This is a genomic window from Mesobaculum littorinae, from assembly GCF_004011175.1.
Taxonomy (GTDB): Bacteria; Pseudomonadota; Alphaproteobacteria; order Rhodobacterales; family Rhodobacteraceae; genus Tranquillimonas; species Tranquillimonas littorinae.
Genome location: NZ_RQXX01000004.1, coordinates 215670 through 232663, shown reverse-complemented (window position 1 = coordinate 232663; position 16994 = coordinate 215670). Strand labels below are relative to the sequence as shown.

At 68.6% G+C, this 16994-nt stretch carries 16 protein-coding genes; 7 read left to right on the top strand and 9 right to left on the bottom strand.

Features of this window, described 5'->3' with window-relative positions; genetic code table 11:
* Nucleotides 1-84 precede the first annotated feature (84 nt).
* The 3 genes from EKE94_RS13370 to EKE94_RS13360 all read right to left on the bottom strand — a co-directional run bounded on the left by EKE94_RS13370 (nt 85) and on the right by EKE94_RS13360 (nt 2827).
* On the bottom strand, nt 85-975 hold the full coding sequence (locus EKE94_RS13370) for an ABC transporter permease (RefSeq protein WP_127907120.1): 891 nt from the start codon (nt 973-975) through the stop codon (nt 85-87).
* Complete coding sequence (locus EKE94_RS13365; protein ID WP_127907119.1) at nt 968-1735, bottom strand: ABC transporter ATP-binding protein; 768 nt, start codon at nt 1733-1735, stop codon at nt 968-970. The genes EKE94_RS13370 and EKE94_RS13365 overlap by 8 nt, the downstream gene beginning before the upstream one ends.
* 66 nt (nt 1736-1801) lie before the next feature.
* Nucleotides 1802-2827: an ABC transporter substrate-binding protein gene (locus EKE94_RS13360; protein WP_127907118.1), complete on the bottom strand. Its 1026-nt coding sequence runs from the start codon at nt 2825-2827 to the stop codon at nt 1802-1804.
* A gap of 262 nt (nt 2828-3089) precedes the next feature.
* On the opposite strand from EKE94_RS13360, the gene EKE94_RS13355 reads away from it, so the two are divergent.
* Complete coding sequence (locus tag EKE94_RS13355) at nt 3090-3650, top strand: glutathione S-transferase family protein (protein ID WP_127907117.1); 561 nt, start codon at nt 3090-3092, stop codon at nt 3648-3650.
* 34 nt (nt 3651-3684) lie between these two features.
* On the opposite strand, the gene EKE94_RS13350 is transcribed toward EKE94_RS13355, so the two are convergent.
* Both EKE94_RS13350 and ade read right to left on the bottom strand, forming a co-directional pair.
* Nucleotides 3685-5169 (bottom strand): AMP nucleosidase, encoded by a 1485-nt coding sequence (locus EKE94_RS13350; protein ID WP_127907116.1) that lies wholly within the window; start codon nt 5167-5169, stop codon nt 3685-3687.
* Entirely contained in the window at nt 5166-6983 is a 1818-nt protein-coding gene (ade, locus tag EKE94_RS13345) for an adenine deaminase (RefSeq protein WP_235856024.1), read from the bottom strand. Before ade ends, EKE94_RS13350 begins: the two co-directional genes overlap by 4 nt.
* A 121-nt stretch (nt 6984-7104) precedes the next feature.
* Between ade and EKE94_RS13340 the strand changes: the two genes are divergently transcribed.
* Nucleotides 7105-8073, top strand: a complete 969-nt coding sequence (locus EKE94_RS13340) for a DNA topoisomerase IB (RefSeq protein WP_127907115.1) — start codon at nt 7105-7107, stop codon at nt 8071-8073.
* Nucleotides 8074-8274: 201 nt separating this feature from the next.
* On the opposite strand, the gene EKE94_RS13335 is transcribed toward EKE94_RS13340, so the two are convergent.
* Together EKE94_RS13335 and EKE94_RS13330 are read right to left on the bottom strand one after the other, a co-directional pair.
* Nucleotides 8275-8472: a CsbD family protein gene (locus EKE94_RS13335; protein WP_127907114.1), complete on the bottom strand. Its 198-nt coding sequence runs from the start codon at nt 8470-8472 to the stop codon at nt 8275-8277.
* 75 nt (nt 8473-8547) lie between these two features.
* Nucleotides 8548-9534 (bottom strand): 2-hydroxyacid dehydrogenase, encoded by a 987-nt coding sequence (locus EKE94_RS13330; RefSeq protein WP_127907113.1) that lies wholly within the window; start codon nt 9532-9534, stop codon nt 8548-8550.
* Between the two features lie 194 nt (nt 9535-9728).
* Here EKE94_RS13330 and EKE94_RS13325 point away from each other — a divergent pair, with 194 nt between their 5' ends.
* From EKE94_RS13325 to EKE94_RS13310, 4 genes are all read left to right on the top strand, one after another.
* Complete coding sequence (locus EKE94_RS13325; protein ID WP_127907269.1) at nt 9729-10235, top strand: SH3 domain-containing protein; 507 nt, start codon at nt 9729-9731, stop codon at nt 10233-10235.
* Nucleotides 10236-10299: 64 nt separating this feature from the next.
* Nucleotides 10300-11175 carry a cation diffusion facilitator family transporter gene (locus EKE94_RS13320; protein WP_127907112.1) on the top strand — a complete coding sequence of 292 codons (876 nt, stop codon included), beginning with the start codon at nt 10300-10302 and terminating at the stop codon, nt 11173-11175.
* Nucleotides 11176-11276: 101 nt separating this feature from the next.
* Nucleotides 11277-11606 (top strand): hypothetical protein, encoded by a 330-nt coding sequence (locus tag EKE94_RS13315; protein WP_127907111.1) that lies wholly within the window; start codon nt 11277-11279, stop codon nt 11604-11606.
* 11 nt (nt 11607-11617) lie between these two features.
* A complete protein-coding gene (locus EKE94_RS13310) occupies nt 11618-11866 on the top strand; it encodes a hypothetical protein (RefSeq protein WP_127907110.1) in 249 nt (82 codons plus the stop codon).
* 154 nt (nt 11867-12020) lie between these two features.
* Here EKE94_RS13310 and EKE94_RS13305 read toward each other — a convergent pair whose 3' ends face one another.
* Nucleotides 12021-14048, bottom strand: coding sequence for a M3 family metallopeptidase (locus EKE94_RS13305; RefSeq protein WP_127907109.1), 2028 nt, complete (start codon nt 14046-14048; stop codon nt 12021-12023).
* 189 nt (nt 14049-14237) lie between these two features.
* Here EKE94_RS13305 and EKE94_RS13300 point away from each other — a divergent pair, with 189 nt between their 5' ends.
* Nucleotides 14238-14990 (top strand): sulfite exporter TauE/SafE family protein, encoded by a 753-nt coding sequence (locus EKE94_RS13300; RefSeq protein ID WP_127907108.1) that lies wholly within the window; start codon nt 14238-14240, stop codon nt 14988-14990.
* A gap of 143 nt (nt 14991-15133) precedes the next feature.
* Here EKE94_RS13300 and EKE94_RS13295 read toward each other — a convergent pair whose 3' ends face one another.
* Nucleotides 15134-16732: a phosphoenolpyruvate carboxykinase gene (locus EKE94_RS13295; RefSeq protein WP_127907107.1), complete on the bottom strand. Its 1599-nt coding sequence runs from the start codon at nt 16730-16732 to the stop codon at nt 15134-15136.
* Between the last annotated feature and the right edge of the window lie 262 nt (nt 16733-16994).

Sequence of the window (16994 nt, the reverse complement as noted above, 5' to 3'; positions counted from 1 at the left end):
GTCAGGTCGGATACCCAAGCCAGACAGCCGCGCCGGGCAGCCGGACCCTGCAGTTAGGCCAGACAGCCGGGGCCGGGCAGTGGCTCAGGACCGCCAGGTCAGGAACCGGCGCTCGACAAGGCCGATCAGCCAGCCGACGATCAGCCCCAGCAGCGACAGGATGGTGACGCCGGCAAAGAGCCGTTCGAGATCGTAAAGCGATCCGGCCTCGAGGATGTAAGAGCCGATGCCGTATTGCGCGCCCAGCATCTCGGCCGCGACCAGCAGGATGATTGCGATGGCGATCGACACGCGCAGCCCCGACAGGATGCCGGGAAAGGCGCCGGGCAGCACGATCTTGCGCACGATCGACCACCACGACAGGCCAAAGCTCTGCCCCATGCGGATCAGCTGCCGGTCGACGCTGTCGACCGCGCCGAAGGTGGCGACGACGGTGGGGGTGAAGGTGCCGAAGGCGATCAGCGCGTATTTCGAGCTTTCGCCGATGCCGAACCAGATCACGAAAAGCGGCAGGAGCGCGATCTTGGGTATCGGGAACAGCGCCGAGATCAGCGGCACCAGCCCCGCCCGGGCGTAGCTGAAAAGCCCGATCGCGGTACCGACCGCGATGCCCGTCACGGCGCCGAGGCTGGCGCCCACGGCCAGCCGCATCAGCGACGGCGCAAGGTGCTGCCACAGACGCCCCGAGGCGGCGAGCGACCAGAGCGTTTCGACCACCGCCGAGGGCCGCGGCATCGTCAGGTTCGAAATCGCCCCCGTCCGCGTGCCGATCTCAAGAAGCGCGATCAGCACCACGAAGACGACGATCGCCGCACCGCGCACCGGCACGGGCTGGAACCCGCCGCCGCGAAAACGCACCGGCCGGGTCTGGCCCGACGCAGGACCCGACGCAGGACCCGGGGCGTCGCCCGCCACGGCGGTTTGGCCCGGGCCGGCCTGTGACCGGGGGCGGGGCAGGGGGCGGGTGTCATCCATCGATCAGCTCCATGTCGGCGGCTTCGGCTTCGGCGCGCATCATCTCCCACAGCTCGGCCTGGTGGGCCTCAAGCTCGGGCGTACCCAGGTGCCGCTCCTCCAGGGGGATGTCGATGTCGACCATGCGGTGGATGCGCCCGGGGCGGCGCGACAGCACGACGATCCGATGGCCCAGCCGCACCGCCTCGGCCAGATTGTGGGTGACGTAGACCGCGGTGAAGGGTTCGCGCGACCAGAGCGACACCAAGTCCTCCATCAGAAGCTCGCGCGTCTGGCTGTCGAGGGCGGACAGGGGTTCGTCCATCAGCATGCAGGCCGGGCGCACGGCCAGCGCGCGGGCGATGGCGACCCGCTGCTTCATCCCGCCCGACAGCTGCTTGGGCAGCGCATGGCCGAACTCGGACAGTCGTGTCCGCGCCAGGACGTCGGCGATGATCGCCTCCTGCTCCTTGCGCGGCAGCTTGTGATCTTCCAGCACCAGACGGATGTTGTCGGCGACGCTGCGCCAGGGCAGCAGCGCGAAGTGCTGAAAGATGTAGGTGAGCGGGTTCAGAGATTCCGCCGGCGGCGCGCCCGAGGTCAGGACCGCGCCGCGGGTCGGACGCTCAAGCCCGCCGATCATCCGCAGAAGCGTGGACTTGCCGCAGCCCGAGGGTCCGACGAGGCAGACGATCTGCCCCTGCGGGATCGTCAGCGAGATGTCTTTCAGCACCTCGATATCGCCGTAGCTGTGACCAAGCTCGTCCACGATGATCTTCATCGCCTGCCTCCGGGGCTGCGGGGGAAAGGACGCGGCCGGCCCGGGTGGTGGGCCGGCCGCGCGCCGTCAGTTGGTTTCGACGTAGGAGGGGTCGACCAGCATTTCGAGCGTGATGTCGCCGCTCACCAGGCCTTCGTCCTGCATCCAGTCCAGCTGCGATTGCAGCGACGAGGTCGACAGCGACAGGCCCTCGTTGATGCGCATCGACCCTTCGGCCATGTCCTTGGCAAAGCGGGCGTCGTCGACATCGGTGCTGACGTACTGGTGGACGATCTCGGTCAACTCGGTGACCTCGGCCTCGTCCGCGGTGCCGTCGACGAAGGCGGCGTTGTAGTCAGCCACGCCATGCGACAGGGCGCGCAGGAACGCCTCAGTCTGCTCGCGCTCACCCTCGGCGGTGCCGGTCGAGGTGAAGACGGCGGTGACCTGATAGTCCGGCGCATAGTCCGACAGGTCGCCGATCTTGTGCGCCGCGCCTTCCTCGACCAGCCGCTTGCCGATGCTGGGCTGGATCGCCCAGCCATCCACCTGGCCCGAGCTGAGCGCGCCGATGATCGCACCGACCTTCTGCAGCGGCTTCATCTGCACGTCGGCGATGTCGAAGCCCTCGCCCTCGGCGATTCGGCTCAGCATGTAGTGGAACGACGATCCGGCGGTGGTGACGCCGAAACTGCGTCCGGCCAGTTGCGCAGGTTCGGTCACGCCGTCCTCGAATGCGGCGTTCGAGGCAAGGATCACGTGGCCCTGAACATCGGGATCTTCGGCCAGCGCGCCGCCGATCACCTTGACCGCGCCCTTCTGGGCAAGGTTCATCAGACCGCCGCTGATCGAGGTGACGCCGTAATCCAGATCGCCCCCGGCAACGCCCACCGCCATGGCGGCGGAGCTTTCGAAGAAGGCCAGTTCGACGTTGAGCCCCTCATCCTCGAAATAGCCGCGTTCCAGCGCGATGTAGGTCGGCGAGTGGCTGGTCAGCCGCAGCGCGCCCAGCGTGATGTCCTGGGCCACGGCCTGCCCGGTCGCCCCGGTCAGCGCGGTGCCCGCAAGGATCAGCGCCATTGCGGCGCGGCGTGTCGGAATGAAGTTCTGCATTTTGTCCTCCCTCGAATGTATCAAGCGCAAGCATGCGGATATGAGCCATCGTGCCAACGGCCAAAGCGGTACCTGACCGGTCCGGCGCACCGGGCCTAGCACAGCCACAGGCCCCGGACCATAAGTACGGATGGGGATTGTGACGCCGTGCGCCGCCCTCTGGCCGCCACAGGCGCCCGGCCCCGCCTGTGTCCGGTCGCGCGCCGGCGCCCTGTGGTCCCCCCTGTGGTCCCGGTGCCCGCCCGGGCTAGGTTCCCGTGGCATGACCGAATTGACCCTTCACCACGCGCCGCTGTCGCGATCCTCCCGCACCCTTTGGCTGCTGGAGGAGATCGGTTGCGACTACGAACTGGTGACGCTCGCGATGCCGAAGACGCTCGACGCTGCGCTGCATCCTTCGCCGCCGCCCTCGCTGTGTGACGGCACGGCGCAGATGCACGAAACCGGCGCGATGACCGAGTGGCTGTGCGAAACCCGAGCGCCGCAGTTGTGGCGGGCGCCGGGCACCACGGCGCGGATCGGCTGGCTGGACTGGCTGCACTTTGCCGAAACGCTGGTGCAGCACGTCGCACGCCGCAGCGAAACCGGGGCGAGCGGACGACTGGCCGATGCGCTGGGGCTGCTGGAGGACTGGCTTGCGGGATCGGACTGGTTGTTGAGCGAGTTTTCCGGGGCAGACTGCCAGGTGGGCTATTCGCTGTGGGTGGCCGCGCAGGTGACGCCGCTTGGCCCCTATCCCGCGCTTGCGGCCTATCTCGACCGTTGCGTGACGCGCCCGGCCGCCCGCACCGCGCTGGGCGGTGCGGAGCTCAGGCTGGGCTGAGGCGTGAGCCCAAGCCCGGGCCGCGGGCAAGCCGTCAGAGAAACGCGGTCTCTTCGAACGACCGCAGCTTGCGCGAATGGATCCGCTCCAGCGGCATGTCGCGCAGCGTTTCCATCGCGCGGACGCCGATCAGCAGGTGGCGCGCGACCTGGGTGCGATAGAACTCGGACGCCATGCCGGGCAGCTTCAACTCACCATGCAGCGGCTTGTCGGACACGCACAGAAGCGTGCCGTAGGGCACGCGGAAGCGGAACCCGTTGGCCGCGATGGTCGCCGATTCCATGTCGAGCGCGATGGCGCGGGACTGGCTCAGCCGTTGCACCGGGCCGGACTGGTCGCGCAGCTCCCAGTTGCGGTTGTCGATGGTGGCCACGGTGCCCGTGCGCATGATCCGTTTGAGCTCGTAACCCTCAAGCTCGGTCACCGCCTCGACCGCGTCCTCCAGCGCGACCTGGATCTCGGCCAGGGCCGGGATCGGGACCCAGACGGGCAGGTCGTCGTCCAGAACGTGGTCTTCGCGCAGGTAGGCATGGGCCAGAACGAAATCGCCCAGCCGCTGCGAATTGCGCAGGCCCGCGCAGTGGCCCACCATCATCCAGGCATGCGGGCGCAGCACCGCGATGTGGTCGGTCGCCGTCTTGGCGTTCGAGGGTCCGACGCCGATATTGACCAGCGTGATGCCCGACCCGTCCGCCCGCTTGAGGTGGTAGGACGGCATCTGCGGCATCTTCGCGGCCGGGGGCAGGGGCGCGTCGCTGGCGATGATCTCTTCGTTGCCGGGGCCGACGAAGGAGGTGTAGCCGCTGGCCGGATCGGCCAGCATGGCGCGGGCATAGACCTCGAACTCGTCGACGTAGAACTGGTAGTTGGTGAAGAGGACGTGGTTCTGGAAATGCTCGGCCAGGGTCGCGGTGTAGTGCGACAGGCGCGCGAGCGAATAATCGATGCGCTGCGCCGTGAAGGGGGCCAGCGGCAGCGATCCGTCCGGGTGGGTGAAGCCGAAGCCGTTGACGATGTCGTCATGCGTGGTCGAAAGGTCCGGCACGTCGAAGACGTCGCGCAGGGCGAAATCCAGCACGCCTTCCTGCGGCACGGTGACCGAGGTGTCGTTGGCCACGGCGAAATGCACCGGCATCGGGGTCTTCGACGGGCCCACGGTGACCGGCACGCCGTGGTTTTCGATCAGAAGCCCGATCTGCTGGATGAGGTAGTTCTCGAACAGGTCGGGACGGGTGATCGTTGTCGAATAGGTCCCGGGCGAGGGGACATGCCCGAAGGACAGGCGGCTGTCGGTGCTATCGTGGCTGGCCGTGGCGAACCGGATCTCGGGGTAGAACGCGCGGAACCGCGACGAAGGGCGCCCGCCGCGCACCGCGTCCGAAAACTTTGTGCAGAGGAAATCCGTCGCGGCATCGTAAAGCTCGATCAGCCGGGCGACGGCGGCGCGCGCGTCGGTAAAGCTTTCGGCGTCGGGCGCGGGCGGGGCGATGATGGGAAGTTTCGGGTCGGCTGCTGTCATGTGTTGGGCTCGATCAGGTCGGTCAATTCGAATTTGGTCACGTCGACAAGCCCCAGGTCCGATATGCGGAGCGCGGGGATCACGACGAGGGCGAGCAGCGAGTGCTGCATGTAGGCATTGTTCAGCGTGCAGCCGCACTGGCCCATGGCCGCGACCATGGCGTCGGCGCGGGCGGCGACCTCGGCCGCGGGACGGTCGGACATGAGCCCGGCGATCGGCAGTTCGACCAGGGCAAGCTCGGCGCCGTCCTTCCAGACGGTGACGCCGCCGCCCACCTCGCCCAGCCGGTTCGCGGCGGCGGCCATCATCGCGCGGTCTGTGCCGACGACGATCATGTGGTGGCTGTCATGCGCGACGGTCGAGGCGATGGCCATGCCCGGCCCGTAGCCGAAGCCCGACACGAAGCCATTTGTGACCCCCCCGGTGCCCCTGTGGCGTTCGACCAGCGCGATCTGCGCGACTGCGCCTTGGGCCTCCACCCGGCCGGCCGTGACGGCAAGATCTGCGGTCAGGGCTTCGGTCGGCGCCTGGTTCTCGACCACGCCGATCACCTTGGCGGTCACGCGTTTGGCGCCGTCGGGGGCGGGGATCTCGAAATCCGCGGCGGCAAGCTGCTTGCCCAGCTTCACCGTGGTGCGTACGTCGTTCGGCCAGTCGAGATGCGGGCAGTCGACGCGGATCTGACCGCCTTCGGCGACGGTCTGCCCCCGGGCGATGACATGCTCGATCGGCAGGGTTGCAAGGTCCGAGGTCAGGATCACGTCGGCCCGCCGCCCCGGCGCGATAGAGCCCAGCTCACGCTCCAGCCCGAAATGGGTGGCGGTGTTGATCGTGGCCATCTGCAGCGCGACCAGCGGGTCGCAGCCGCAGGCGATCGCGTGGCGGACGACGCGGTTCATGTGGCCGTCGTTCACCAGCGTGCCGGAATGGCAATCGTCGGTGCACAGGATGAAGTTGCGGGGGTCGAGCCCCTTATCCGTCACGGCGGTGATCTGCTTTTCCACGTCGTACCAGGCCGAGCCCAGGCGCAGCATCGCCCGCATCCCCTGACGCACCCGCGCGATGGCGTCGGCCTCGGACGTGCCTTCGTGGTCATCGGCCGGGCCGCCTGCCGCATAGGCGTGGAAGGGCGCGCCCAGGTCCGGCGCGGCATAGTGGCCGCCCACCGTCTTGCCCGCCTCCTGCGTCGCGCCGATCTCGGCCAGCATCTTGGGATCGCCCGCCGCGACGCCGGGAAAGTTCATCATCTCGCCCAGGCCCACGATACCGGGCCATGCCATCGCCTCGGCCACGTCCTCGGGCGTGATCTCGTGTCCCGTCGTTTCGAGTCCCGGGGCCGAGGGCGCGCAGGAGGGCATCTGGGTGAAGATGTTGACGGGCTGCATCAGCGCCTCGTCATGCATGAGCTTCACGCCGCGCAGGCCCAGCACGTTGGCGATCTCGTGCGGGTCGGTGAACATGCTGGTGGTGCCGTGCGGGATCACGGCGGCGGCGAATTCGGCCGGGGTCAGCATGCCTGACTCGATATGCATGTGCGCGTCGCAGAGGCCCGGGATCAGGTAGCGGCCTTCGGCCTCGATCACCTGCGTGCCGTCGCCGACGCAATGGCCGGCATCGGGGCCGACATAGGCAAAACGCCCGTCGGCAACCGCCACCTGCCAGCCATCGAGCACTTCTCGGCTGTGGACATTGACCACCCGGCCACCCCGGATCACCAGGTCGGCAGGCTCGCGCCCCGAGGCGACGGCGACAAGCCGCGCGGCGTTCTGGGCCCATGATTTGAATGCTGGGTTCGACATGTCGAAACCTGACATCCTTTCGTCCCTGCCTTCAAGAGAAATTCCCGTGACGGTGCGGCGCTCGCGCTCGTGATCGGGGGTGGCGGAACCCCGCTGCCCGTCGCGCGGTTTCCGTCCGACAGTCAGAGTGGCCGCCATGCAGGATATCCCCGATCTGGTCTATTACCCTGATGATCGGCCCGGCATCAGCCGGCGGCGCTGCGGGCGGGGGTTCACCTATCGCGCCCCCGACGGGACCACGATCGACGACAGGGCCGAGCGGCGGCGCCTTGCCGCGCTGGCGGTCCCCCCGGCCTACGAGGACGTCTGGATCTCGCCCCGATCCGACGGGCACCTGCAGGCCTCGGGCCGGGACGTACGGCGTCGCAAGCAGTACCGCTATCACCCCAGCTGGACCGAGTTCCGCTCGGCCCGCAAGTTTGGCGATCTGGCCGAATTCGGCGATCGCCTTCCCGGTATCCGCCGTCGCATCGCCCGCGATCTGCAGGGCGAGGCGGGGGACCTGGACTTTGCCGTGGCCGCGGTGCTGGCGATGATCGACCGGCTGTCGCTGCGCATCGGCAACGCGGGCTATGCCGAGGAGAACGGCACCTATGGCGCGACCACGCTCAAGCGGTCGCACATGCGGCTGGGCAAGCGTGGACTGACGCTCGCCTTCACCGCGAAGGGCGGGCTGAAGGTCAGGCGCGAGGTCCGCGATGCCCGGCTGCAGAAGGTGTTGCACGACCTCGACGATCTGCCGGGGTCGAAGCTGGTCGGATGGGTCGACGAGATGGGCGTCGCGCACGAGGTCACCTCGACCCACGTGAACCGGCGGTTGGCCGAGATCACCGGCAACGCGCGGCTGACCGCCAAGACCTTCCGCACCTGGAACGGATCGGTCGCGGCGCTGCACGAGGCGTCGGTGGCCGAGAAGGTGACGATCAAGGGCATGTCCGAAGCGGCGGCGAAGCGGCTGGCCAACACCCCCGCCATCGCCCGGACCAGCTATATCCATCCCGAGGTGATCGCCCTGGCCGAGGACCCGGAGGCCCTGCCGCAGGACCTGCCGCAGATCCGCGGCCTGCGCGAGGACGAGCGCCGGCTGATGGCCTTGATCCGGTAGGCCCGGCCGCGCCCGGCAGTGCGCCTCTGTCTCCCGCTCCGGCCTCCGCTCCTTCCCCGGACCCGCGCATGGATCGCGGACCGTGCCATGGTCTGGCCGTGCGATGGTGCGGGGAGGCTTGCAGCACCGGTGCTGACATAAAAATAGGGCCGCCCGAAGGACGGCCCGAAACTCGTTACCAAAGGGGCAGGGCGCGGGGGCCTAGTGTTCGGCGACCCACTGGTCGACTTCCTGCCGGGCCTCTTCCTTCGTTTTGCCGTAGCGGGCCTGGATCAGCCCCTCCAGCTGTTCACGGCTGCCTTCGGCCTGATCGAGCTCGTCACCCGACAGCTCGCCCCAGCGTTCCTGGGCGCGGCCCTTCATCTGTTTCCAGTTACCTTGGATCTGATCCCAGTTCATGGTGTCTCTCCTCACCAATATGTCTATGACAGGTGAACGCGCGGTGAAGACTTTTGTTCGATTTTCCGGAATGCGTCAGACCATTCCGGGGATGACAAGGTCGGGCGGGCGATGGCCGTCGGCATAGGTCTTGATGTTGATGATGACCTTCTCGCCCTGCTCGATCCGCCCTTCCAGCGTGGCCGACCCCATATGCGGCAGCAGCACCACGTTGGGCAGATCGCGCAGCCGCGGGTTCAGCGTCTGGCCCTGTTCGTAGACATCCAGCCCGGCGCCTGCGATCTCGCCTGCCGCCAGCCCGCGGACCAGCGCGTTCTCGTCGATCACCTCCCCGCGCGAGGTGTTCACGATCACCGCGTTCCGCTTCACCATCTTCAGCCGCCGCGCGTTCAGCAGGTGAAACGTCTCGGGCGTGTGCGGGCAGTTGATGCTGAGGATGTCCATCCGCGCGATCATCGCGTCGAGGCTCTCCCAGTAGGTCGCTTCCAGCGGCGTCTCGACCTCTGGGCGCAGGCGGGAACGGTTGTGATAGTGGATCTGCATGCCGAAGGCCCGGGCGCGGCAGGCCACGGCCTGGCCGATCCGGCCCATTCCCAGGATCCCCAGCCGCCGCCCCGAGATCCGCCCGCCCAGGAACGCCGTCGGTGCCCAGCCGTCCCAGCGCCCGGCCTGCATGGTGGCCAGCCCTTCGGGGATGCGCCGGGTGACGGCAAGGATCAGCGCCATCGTCATGTCGGCGGTGTCGTCCGTCACCACGCCCGGCGTGTTCGCAACCAGGATCCCGCGGCTGCGGGCCGAGCGGACGTCGATATTGTCGACTCCTGCGCCGTATTGCGCGATCAGCCGCAGCGCGTCGCCGGCCCGGGCCAGAAGCGCCGCGTCGATCCGGTCGGTGACCGACGGCACCAGGACCTCGGCGTCGCGCATCGCCTGCGCAAGCTCCGCCCGCGTCATCGGCGCGTCGGTGTCGCGCAGCCGGACGTCGAACAGCTCGGCCAGGCGCTGCTCGACCGGGGGCGGCAAACGTCGCGTGACGACAACACTCGGCCGTCTTGATGCCATGCCCGGCCTCCTCCTGCTTTCCTTGCACGCGGTCTGTGACCAAGGTGGCAAGGAACGGAGGCCGGCGCAATGTGCGGCGCGGGCCCCGGCGGGGACGATCCGCGCAAGACGGACACGCGCCCCGGGGCAATGCGACAGGCAAGCGAACCAAGCGGAGGCGCGGGATGAGCGTAAGGCGGGCACTCGGGGTCGTCATGGCAACGATCCTCTCACTGACCATTCTGACCGGCGATGCCGGGGCCCAGCAGGCGGCGGCCGCCGATGCCACGGTCCAGCGCGGGCCGGTGACGAACCTTCCGATGCCGCGATTCGTCTCGCTCAAGGCGTCCGAGGGCAACGTGCGGCGCGGACCGTCGCTGACCCACCGAATCGACTGGGTCTACAAGCGCCGCGACCTGCCGCTGGAGATCACCGCCGAGCACGGGCACTGGCGCCGGGTGCGCGACCGCGACGGCGCGGGCGGCTGGGTGCATTACTCGCTGCTGTCGGGGGTGCGCACCGTGCTGGTCGAGGCCGAAGAGCTGCCGATGCGCACGACCCCGGCGCCCGACGCGCCGGTCAGCGCCGTGGCCGAACGCGGCGTCGTGGCGCGCCTGGGCGAATGCGTGCCCGACTGGTGCCGCATCCGCGCGGGCGGCTATCGCGGTTGGGTCCAGACCGCCGGCATCTGGGGCGTCGCGCCGGGCGAGCTGCGCGAATGACGCGGGGTGTGCCGCCGGGGCGGGGCTTGCCGCCGGCGGGGGCCGGAGGTATCCCGGGCGCCCCATGTCCGACGGCAGCACCACACGTATGAACCTCTCCGCGATCGGGGCCTCGGCCTCGGTTGCGCTGTTGCTCGTGCTGGCCAAGCTCTGGGCGCTGGGCCTGACGGGGTCGCTTTCGGTTGCCGCGTCGCTGGCCGATTCCGGGCTCGACCTCATCGTGTCGCTGGGCGGCCTGGTTGCCATCGCCTATGCCGCGCGACCGCCCGACGAGGATCACGCCTTCGGCCATTCCTCGGTCGAGGATCTGGCGGCGCTGGGCCAGTCGCTCTTCATCCTCGCCTCGGCCGTGGCCATCGCGGTGGCGGCGGTGACGCGGCTTCTGGGCGATGCTCCGCCCGCCCTCGCGGACGAGGGCGCGGGAATGGGCGTGATGGCGCTGTCGGTCGCGCTGACCGTGGCGCTGGTGGCCTGGCAGACGCGCGTGGCGCGGGCCACGGGCAACCGCGTGGTGCTGGCCGACCGCCTGCACTACCTGGGGGACCTGATCCCCAACGTCGGCGCGATCCTGTCGCTCTGGGCCTCGGCCGCCTTCGGGCTGACGCAGGTGGACAGCGTGGTCGCGCTGGCCGCGGCGGCCATGCTTCTGACCGGCGCGGTGCGGATCTGGCTCGGCGGCTGGAACGCGCTGATGGACCGCGCCGCCTCGCCCGAGATGGTCGCCGGGATCGAGGAGATCGCCGGCAGCTGGCCGGGCGTGCGCGGCTTTCACGACCTCAAGACACGCACCGCAGGCAGCCGGGTCTTCGTGAACCTGCATATCGAGCTCGACGGCACCCAGACCCTGACCGAGGCGCATGACATCGGCGCGGGGCTGCGTCACGCGATCCTCGACCGCTACCCGCAGGCCGACGTGATCATCCACAAGGATCCGGTCTGATCCGGCGTCGCTGGCATGCCCAGGGACCGTGGGTGCGGGAACATCCACGCAGCAATGGCGCTTGTCCTTCCGAAACCCACGGATCTTGAGGGAGGCCCGCCATGGCTGAGGACACCGGAAACCCCGATCGGCTGCGCAAGAGCATCGACAACGGCGAGGCGGGCGACAAGGCCGTCGCCAACGACCCCGCGGCCTCGCCACTCGGAACGGATGACGAGGCCGGCGGCACCCCGGCCACGAAATCGCAGGTGGCGCATGCCGAAGCGATAGAGACGTCCGCGGAGAAAGAGCATCAGGGCAGCGCCGACGCGGCCGAGGCCGATTTCGGCGAGACACCGGCCGAGATGCAGAACGGCTCTTCGGGCCGCGGGATCGTCATCGCCTGCGCCGTCGTGGCGGTCGTGCTGGTCGTTCTCTGGCTCGTGCTGTGAGGGGCGGATCAATGCCATCCAATGCAAGCCTCGAAGGCCGGCTTCTCGCGCAGCGCAAGGTGCTGATCCGTCTTGTCGCCGCCCTGCCGGACGGCTCGGCCAGGGACGATGTCATCGCCTTCCTGCATGATCGCAGCCAGGTTCAGGACCACGAAGAGGACCCCGGCGTCGTGCCCGGCGACGCGATGTCGATCGAGGGCGCGCTTTCGGACGAACTGCGGCTCATCCTCGAAGGCGTCGACACGCCCCGGTCAAGCTGACGCAAGGGCGGGTCGCCTCGCGCCCCGCCCCTTTTCTTCTCTTCCGAAATACTCCCGCCGGAGGCGTCCCCAACCCGGAACCAGCGTGCACGCAGATCCACACAGCGCCGTCGGCGTCACCACCGGGCCCCGAAAGGGGCCCGGACGGCTGTAGTCAGGCCGCGCTGTCCAGTCCGCGACCCTTCAGCAGCGCTTCGGGCCCCGGCATCCGTCCCCGGAACTCGGTATAAAGCTCCTCGGCCTCCCGTGTGCCGCCGACCGACAGGATGTGCCGTTCCAGTTTCTTCGCCATCTCTGGATCGAACGCGCCGCCCGCCTCTTCGAAGGCGGCGAAGGCGTCGGCGTCCATCACCTCGGACCACATGTAGCTGTAGTAGCCCGACGAATAGCCGTCGCCCGAGAAAATATGTGCGAAGTGCGGCGTGCCATGGCGCATCCGGATCGCCTGGGGCATGCCCAGCTCCTCGAGCACGTCGGCCTGCCGCTCCATCGGGTCGGCCGGAGCCTCGCCCGAGTGGAAGTCGAGGTCGACCAGCGCCGAGGCGAGGTATTCCACCGTCTGGAACCCCATGTCGTAGGTCGTCGCCGCCAGCAGGCGGTCGCGCAGCGCCTCCGGCATCGGCGCGCCGGTGTCGGCGTGGGTGGCGAATTCCTCCAGAACCTGCGGCACCTCCAGCCAGTGCTCGTAAAGCTGGCTGGGCAGCTCGACGAAGTCCCGCGCCACCGATGTGCCGGACAGCGACTCGTAGGTCACGTCGGACAGCATCTGGTGCAGGGCGTGGCCGAACTCGTGAAACAGGGTGCGCGCATCGTCGTAGCTCAGAAGCGCCGGCGCGCCCTTGGGCGGCTTGGCGAAATTGCACACGTTGACGACGATGGGCCGGATCTCGCCCTCCAGCTTCTGCTGGCTGCGCATGGCCGAACACCACGCGCCCGACCTCTTGGGCCCCCGGGCGAAGTAGTCGCCCAGGAACACCGCCATGTGACGGCCGTCACGGGTCACGTTCCAGGCGCGGACGTCGGGATGGTAAAGCGGCGGGTCGATCCGCTCGAACTCAAGCCCGAAGAGCCGGTTGGCGCAGGAAAACGCGGCCTCGATCATCCGGTCGAGCTGCAGGTAGGGTTTCAGCTCGGCCTCGTCGAGGTCGTGCTCTTCCTTGCGTCGCTTCTCGGCGTAGTAGCGCCAGTCCCAGGGTTCCAGATCGCCGTTGACGCCGTCGGCATGCATCATCGCGGTCAGCCGCGTCGCATCCGCCTCGGCCGCGGCGCGGGCCGGGGTCCAGACCTGCATCAGCAGATCGCGGACCGCCTGCGGCGTCTTAGCCATCTCGGTTTCCAGCTTGTAGGAGGCAAAATCGTCGTAGCCCAGAAGCATCGCCCGCTCTTCCCGCAGGCCGAGGATTTCGGCGGCGATGTCGCGGTTGTCGGTCTCGCCGCCATTGGCGCCGCGGGCGGCCCAGGCCTCGAACGCCTTCTGCCGCAGGTCACGGCGTGGCGAGAACTGCAGGAAGGGAACGATCAGCGACCGCGACAGGGTGACGACGGGGCCCTTGGCGCCCTTTTCCTCGCCCGCGGCGCGGGCGGCCGAGACGACGAAGTCGGGCAGGCCGTCCAGATCGGCCTCGGACAGCTCCATCATCCAGTCGGATTCGTCCTTCAGCAGGTTCTGCGTGAACTCGGTGCCCAGAACGGCCAGCTGCGATTTCACCTGTGCCAGCCGGTCGCGCGCGAAGCCTTCCAGCTGCGCCCCCTGCCGGACGAAGCCGCGGCGCGTCAGGTAGAGCAGGCGCTGCTGCTCGGGGTCGAGCTCGAGGCTGTCACGCTCCTGCCACAGCGTATCGATGCGCTGGAAGAGGGGGGCGTTCATGTAGATCTCGGAGGCATAGGAAGACAGCAGCGGCGAGAAGGTGCGCTGCAGGTCCTGCCGCGTGGCGTTGCTGTCGGCGCCGGCGAGGTTGTAGAACACGCCCAGAACCTTGTTCAGCGGGGCGTCGGCGCGCATCATCGCCTCGATCGTGTTGGCAAAGGTCGGGGCGTCGGGATTTTCCGCGATGGCCTCGATAGCCGTGCGGGCCTCGGTCAGGGCGGCGTCGACCGCCGGTTCGAAATCCTCGTCCTTGATCGTCTCGAACGGCGGCATCTCGAAGGGGCCGGTCCAATCGGCGAGAAGGGGGTTGGTCATGCATGTCTCCTTTGGGGAGAACCTAGGCGACCCGGGGCCGTCTGGCCAGTGCAGCCCGCCGCGGAAGGTCGACCCGGGGGTATGGGACGGGCACAAGGGACGGGGCGGGCACCTGCGCCCGGGGGTGCACCTAGGCCCGCTGCAGGGTAGGGATCTTCAGGCGCGCGGACGAAAGAGGAGGGCTGGGGCATGCTGGATCCCACGGGACTACTGGCCGCGGCGGCGGTGGCGCTGCTGGCGGGTTTCGTAAAGGGCGCGGTGGGCTTCGCGATGCCGATGATCATGATCTCGGGCCTGTCGCTGATCCTGCCGCCGGGGCAGGCGCTGGCGCTGCTGATCCTGCCGACGCTGGCGTCGAACGGGTACCAGGCGCTGCGCGGCGGGCTGGGGCCCGCCCGGGCGGCGGCGGCCGAGCACTGGCGCTACATCGCGATCTCGGCGGTGTTCATCCTGGGCGCGGGGCAACTGGTGGCGGTGCTGCCGGTCGCGGCGCTCTACCTGATCCTCGGCGTGCCGGTCACGCTTTTCGCGCTGGTGCAGCTGGCCGGGTGGCGCCCGGTGATCCCGCCGCGCCGCCGGCGCGTGACCGAGTTGGGCGTCGGGGCCTTCGCGGGGTTCGTCGGCGGTCTCTCCGGCGTCTGGGGGCCGCCGCTGGTGTTGTACCTGACCGCGCTCGAAACGCCGAAGCGGATGCAGATACAGGTGCAGGGGGTGATCTACGGTATCGGGGCGGTGACGCTGACCGTGGCGCACCTGCGCTCGGGCGTGCTGACATCCGAGACCGCGCCATGGTCGGCGCTGATGCTGCTGCCGGTGGCCGTTGGCATGGCCCTGGGCATGGCGGTGCAGGACAGGCTGGACCAGCGGCGGTTCCGGCAAGCGACGCTGGCCGTGCTGATCGTGGCCGGGGCGAACCTGATCCGGCGCGGGCTGACCGGCTGACCGGTCGTCACACGTATCGGGGGGCCTGCCGCCCGTATGGCGCAAGTATTTGCCCGGCCGTTCTGTGCGGCCTGACCGGCGTCCTGCGGCGACGACAGCACGAGGCGCCCCCGCAGCAGGCGGGGGCGCGACGATGGGGTGGGTCAGCCGATGGCGACGGCGCGGACGTCGTCGTCGATATGGCCTTCGTACTGCGCGAAGTTCTCCGAGAACATCTGCACCAGCTTTGCCGCCTGCCGGTCGTAGGCCGCGGCATCGTCCCAGGTCCGGCGCGGATCCAGCAGGATGTCGGGGACGCCCTTCACCGTGGTCGGCACCTCGAAGCCGAAATTCTTGTCCTTGCGGATCGGCGCCTGCGCGAGGCTGCCGTCAAGCGCGGCCGACAGCAGCGTCCGCGTCGCCTTGATCGGCATCCGCGACCCGGTGCCGTAGGCGCCGCCGGTCCAGCCGGTGTTGACCAGCCAGCAGGTCGCTCCGTGCTTGGCGATCTTTTGCTTCAGAAGCTCGCCGTAGACCTCGGGCCGGCGCGGCATGAAGGGGGCGCCGAAGCAGGTCGAGAACGTGGGCTCGGGCTCGGTCACGCCGCGCTCGGTGCCCGCGACCTTGGAGGTGAAGCCCGACAGGAAGTGGTACATCGCCTGCGCCGGGCTGAGCCGCGCGATCGGCGGCAGCACCCCGAAGGCATCGCAGGTCAGCATGATGATGTTCTTCGGATGCCCGCCCAGCCCGGTGGCGGAGGCGTTCGAGATGTAGTCGAGCGGGTAGGCGCAGCGCATGTTGGCGGTCAGGCTGTCATCCTCGAAATCCAGCTCGTGGGTCTCGGGGTCGTAGACCATGTTCTCGATCACGGTGGCGAACCGCTTGGTCGTCGCATAGATCTCGGGCTCGGCCTCGGGGTTGAGCGAGATCGTCTTGGCGTAGCAGCCGCCCTCGAAGTTGAAGGTGCCGCGTTCCGACCAGCCGTGTTCGTCGTCGCCGATCAGGATCCGCGCGGGATCTGCCGACAGCGTCGTCTTGCCGGTGCCCGACAGGCCGAAGAACACCGCCGTGTCCACCGGGTTGCCCGGCGCGTGGTTGGCCGAGCAGTGCATCGGCATCACGCCTTTTTCGGGCAGCAGGTAGTTCAGCAGGGTGAAGACGGATTTCTTGTTCTCGCCCGCATATTCCGTGCCGCCGATCAGGATCGTCTTGGCGTCGAAGTTGATGGCGATCACCGTGTCCGAGCGGCAGCCGTGCTTTGCGGGATCGGCCTTGAAGCTGGGGCAGTTGATGATCGTGAAATCGGGGACAAAACCCTCCAGCTCGTCCCGCTCGGGCCGGCGCAGCAGGTGGCGGATAAAGAGGCCGTGCCAGGCGAGTTCCGTCACCACCCGCACGTCCAGCCGGTGCGACGGGTCGGCGCCGCCGAAGAGATCCTGCACGAAATAGTCGCCGCCCGCCATATGGGCGATCATGTCGGCCTTGAGCGTATCGAAGGCCGCGGGCTCCATCGGGGCGTTGTTGTCCCACCAGATCGTGTCCTCGACCGAGGGTGTGCGGACCACGAACTTGTCCTTGGGTGACCGCCCGGTGTGCTTGCCCGTGGTCACGAGGAAGGTGCCCCCCTGACCCAGCGCGCCTTCCTTGCGCGACAGGGCATGCTCGATCAGGTCGGGCTCGGTGAGGTTGTAGTAGACATTGCCCAGTCCGCTTACGCCCTGATCTTCCAGCCTCTGCGTCGGGTTCACCCGTCCTGTCGTCATTATCCGTGCTCCTCTCGCGGGCATGCCGCCACGTTGCTGTCGCGATCCCGCCACGGGGGCGGGGCCGCGCCCGCGGTTGGGGATCCCGGCCGACCGGCCGATCGAGGAAAGCATAACACGGGCGTTTCGCGACCGTATAGCGGCGTGGCGGGAGGTTAGCGCAACCAGCGCGGTGTTAGCGCAACCTGTCGCAGGTGTCCGCCCGTCCCGCCGCAGGGGGTGAGGCAATTAAGTCAATCTTTGCCATTTTAAGGCGTTATTA

What these genes read in the sequence shown, in the direction of transcription:
- EKE94_RS13370 (WP_127907120.1), bottom strand. Translation starts at nt 975, where the DNA reads ATGGATGACACCCGCCCCCTGCCCCGCCCCCGGTCACAGGCCGGCCCG.
- EKE94_RS13365 (WP_127907119.1), bottom strand. Translation starts at nt 1,735, where the DNA reads ATGAAGATCATCGTGGACGAGCTTGGTCACAGCTACGGCGATATCGAG.
- EKE94_RS13360 (WP_127907118.1), bottom strand. Translation starts at nt 2,827, where the DNA reads ATGCAGAACTTCATTCCGACACGCCGCGCCGCAATGGCGCTGATCCTT.
- EKE94_RS13355 (WP_127907117.1), top strand. Translation starts at nt 3,090, where the DNA reads ATGACCGAATTGACCCTTCACCACGCGCCGCTGTCGCGATCCTCCCGC.
- EKE94_RS13350 (WP_127907116.1), bottom strand. Translation starts at nt 5,169, where the DNA reads ATGACAGCAGCCGACCCGAAACTTCCCATCATCGCCCCGCCCGCGCCC.
- ade (WP_235856024.1), bottom strand. Translation starts at nt 6,983, where the DNA reads ATGTCAGGTTTCGACATGTCGAACCCAGCATTCAAATCATGGGCCCAG.
- EKE94_RS13340 (WP_127907115.1), top strand. Translation starts at nt 7,105, where the DNA reads ATGCAGGATATCCCCGATCTGGTCTATTACCCTGATGATCGGCCCGGC.
- EKE94_RS13335 (WP_127907114.1), bottom strand. Translation starts at nt 8,472, where the DNA reads ATGAACTGGGATCAGATCCAAGGTAACTGGAAACAGATGAAGGGCCGC.
- EKE94_RS13330 (WP_127907113.1), bottom strand. Translation starts at nt 9,534, where the DNA reads ATGGCATCAAGACGGCCGAGTGTTGTCGTCACGCGACGTTTGCCGCCC.
- EKE94_RS13325 (WP_127907269.1), top strand. Translation starts at nt 9,729, where the DNA reads ATGGCAACGATCCTCTCACTGACCATTCTGACCGGCGATGCCGGGGCC.
- EKE94_RS13320 (WP_127907112.1), top strand. Translation starts at nt 10,300, where the DNA reads ATGTCCGACGGCAGCACCACACGTATGAACCTCTCCGCGATCGGGGCC.
- EKE94_RS13315 (WP_127907111.1), top strand. Translation starts at nt 11,277, where the DNA reads ATGGCTGAGGACACCGGAAACCCCGATCGGCTGCGCAAGAGCATCGAC.
- EKE94_RS13310 (WP_127907110.1), top strand. Translation starts at nt 11,618, where the DNA reads ATGCCATCCAATGCAAGCCTCGAAGGCCGGCTTCTCGCGCAGCGCAAG.
- EKE94_RS13305 (WP_127907109.1), bottom strand. Translation starts at nt 14,048, where the DNA reads ATGACCAACCCCCTTCTCGCCGATTGGACCGGCCCCTTCGAGATGCCG.
- EKE94_RS13300 (WP_127907108.1), top strand. Translation starts at nt 14,238, where the DNA reads ATGCTGGATCCCACGGGACTACTGGCCGCGGCGGCGGTGGCGCTGCTG.
- EKE94_RS13295 (WP_127907107.1), bottom strand. Translation starts at nt 16,732, where the DNA reads ATGACGACAGGACGGGTGAACCCGACGCAGAGGCTGGAAGATCAGGGC.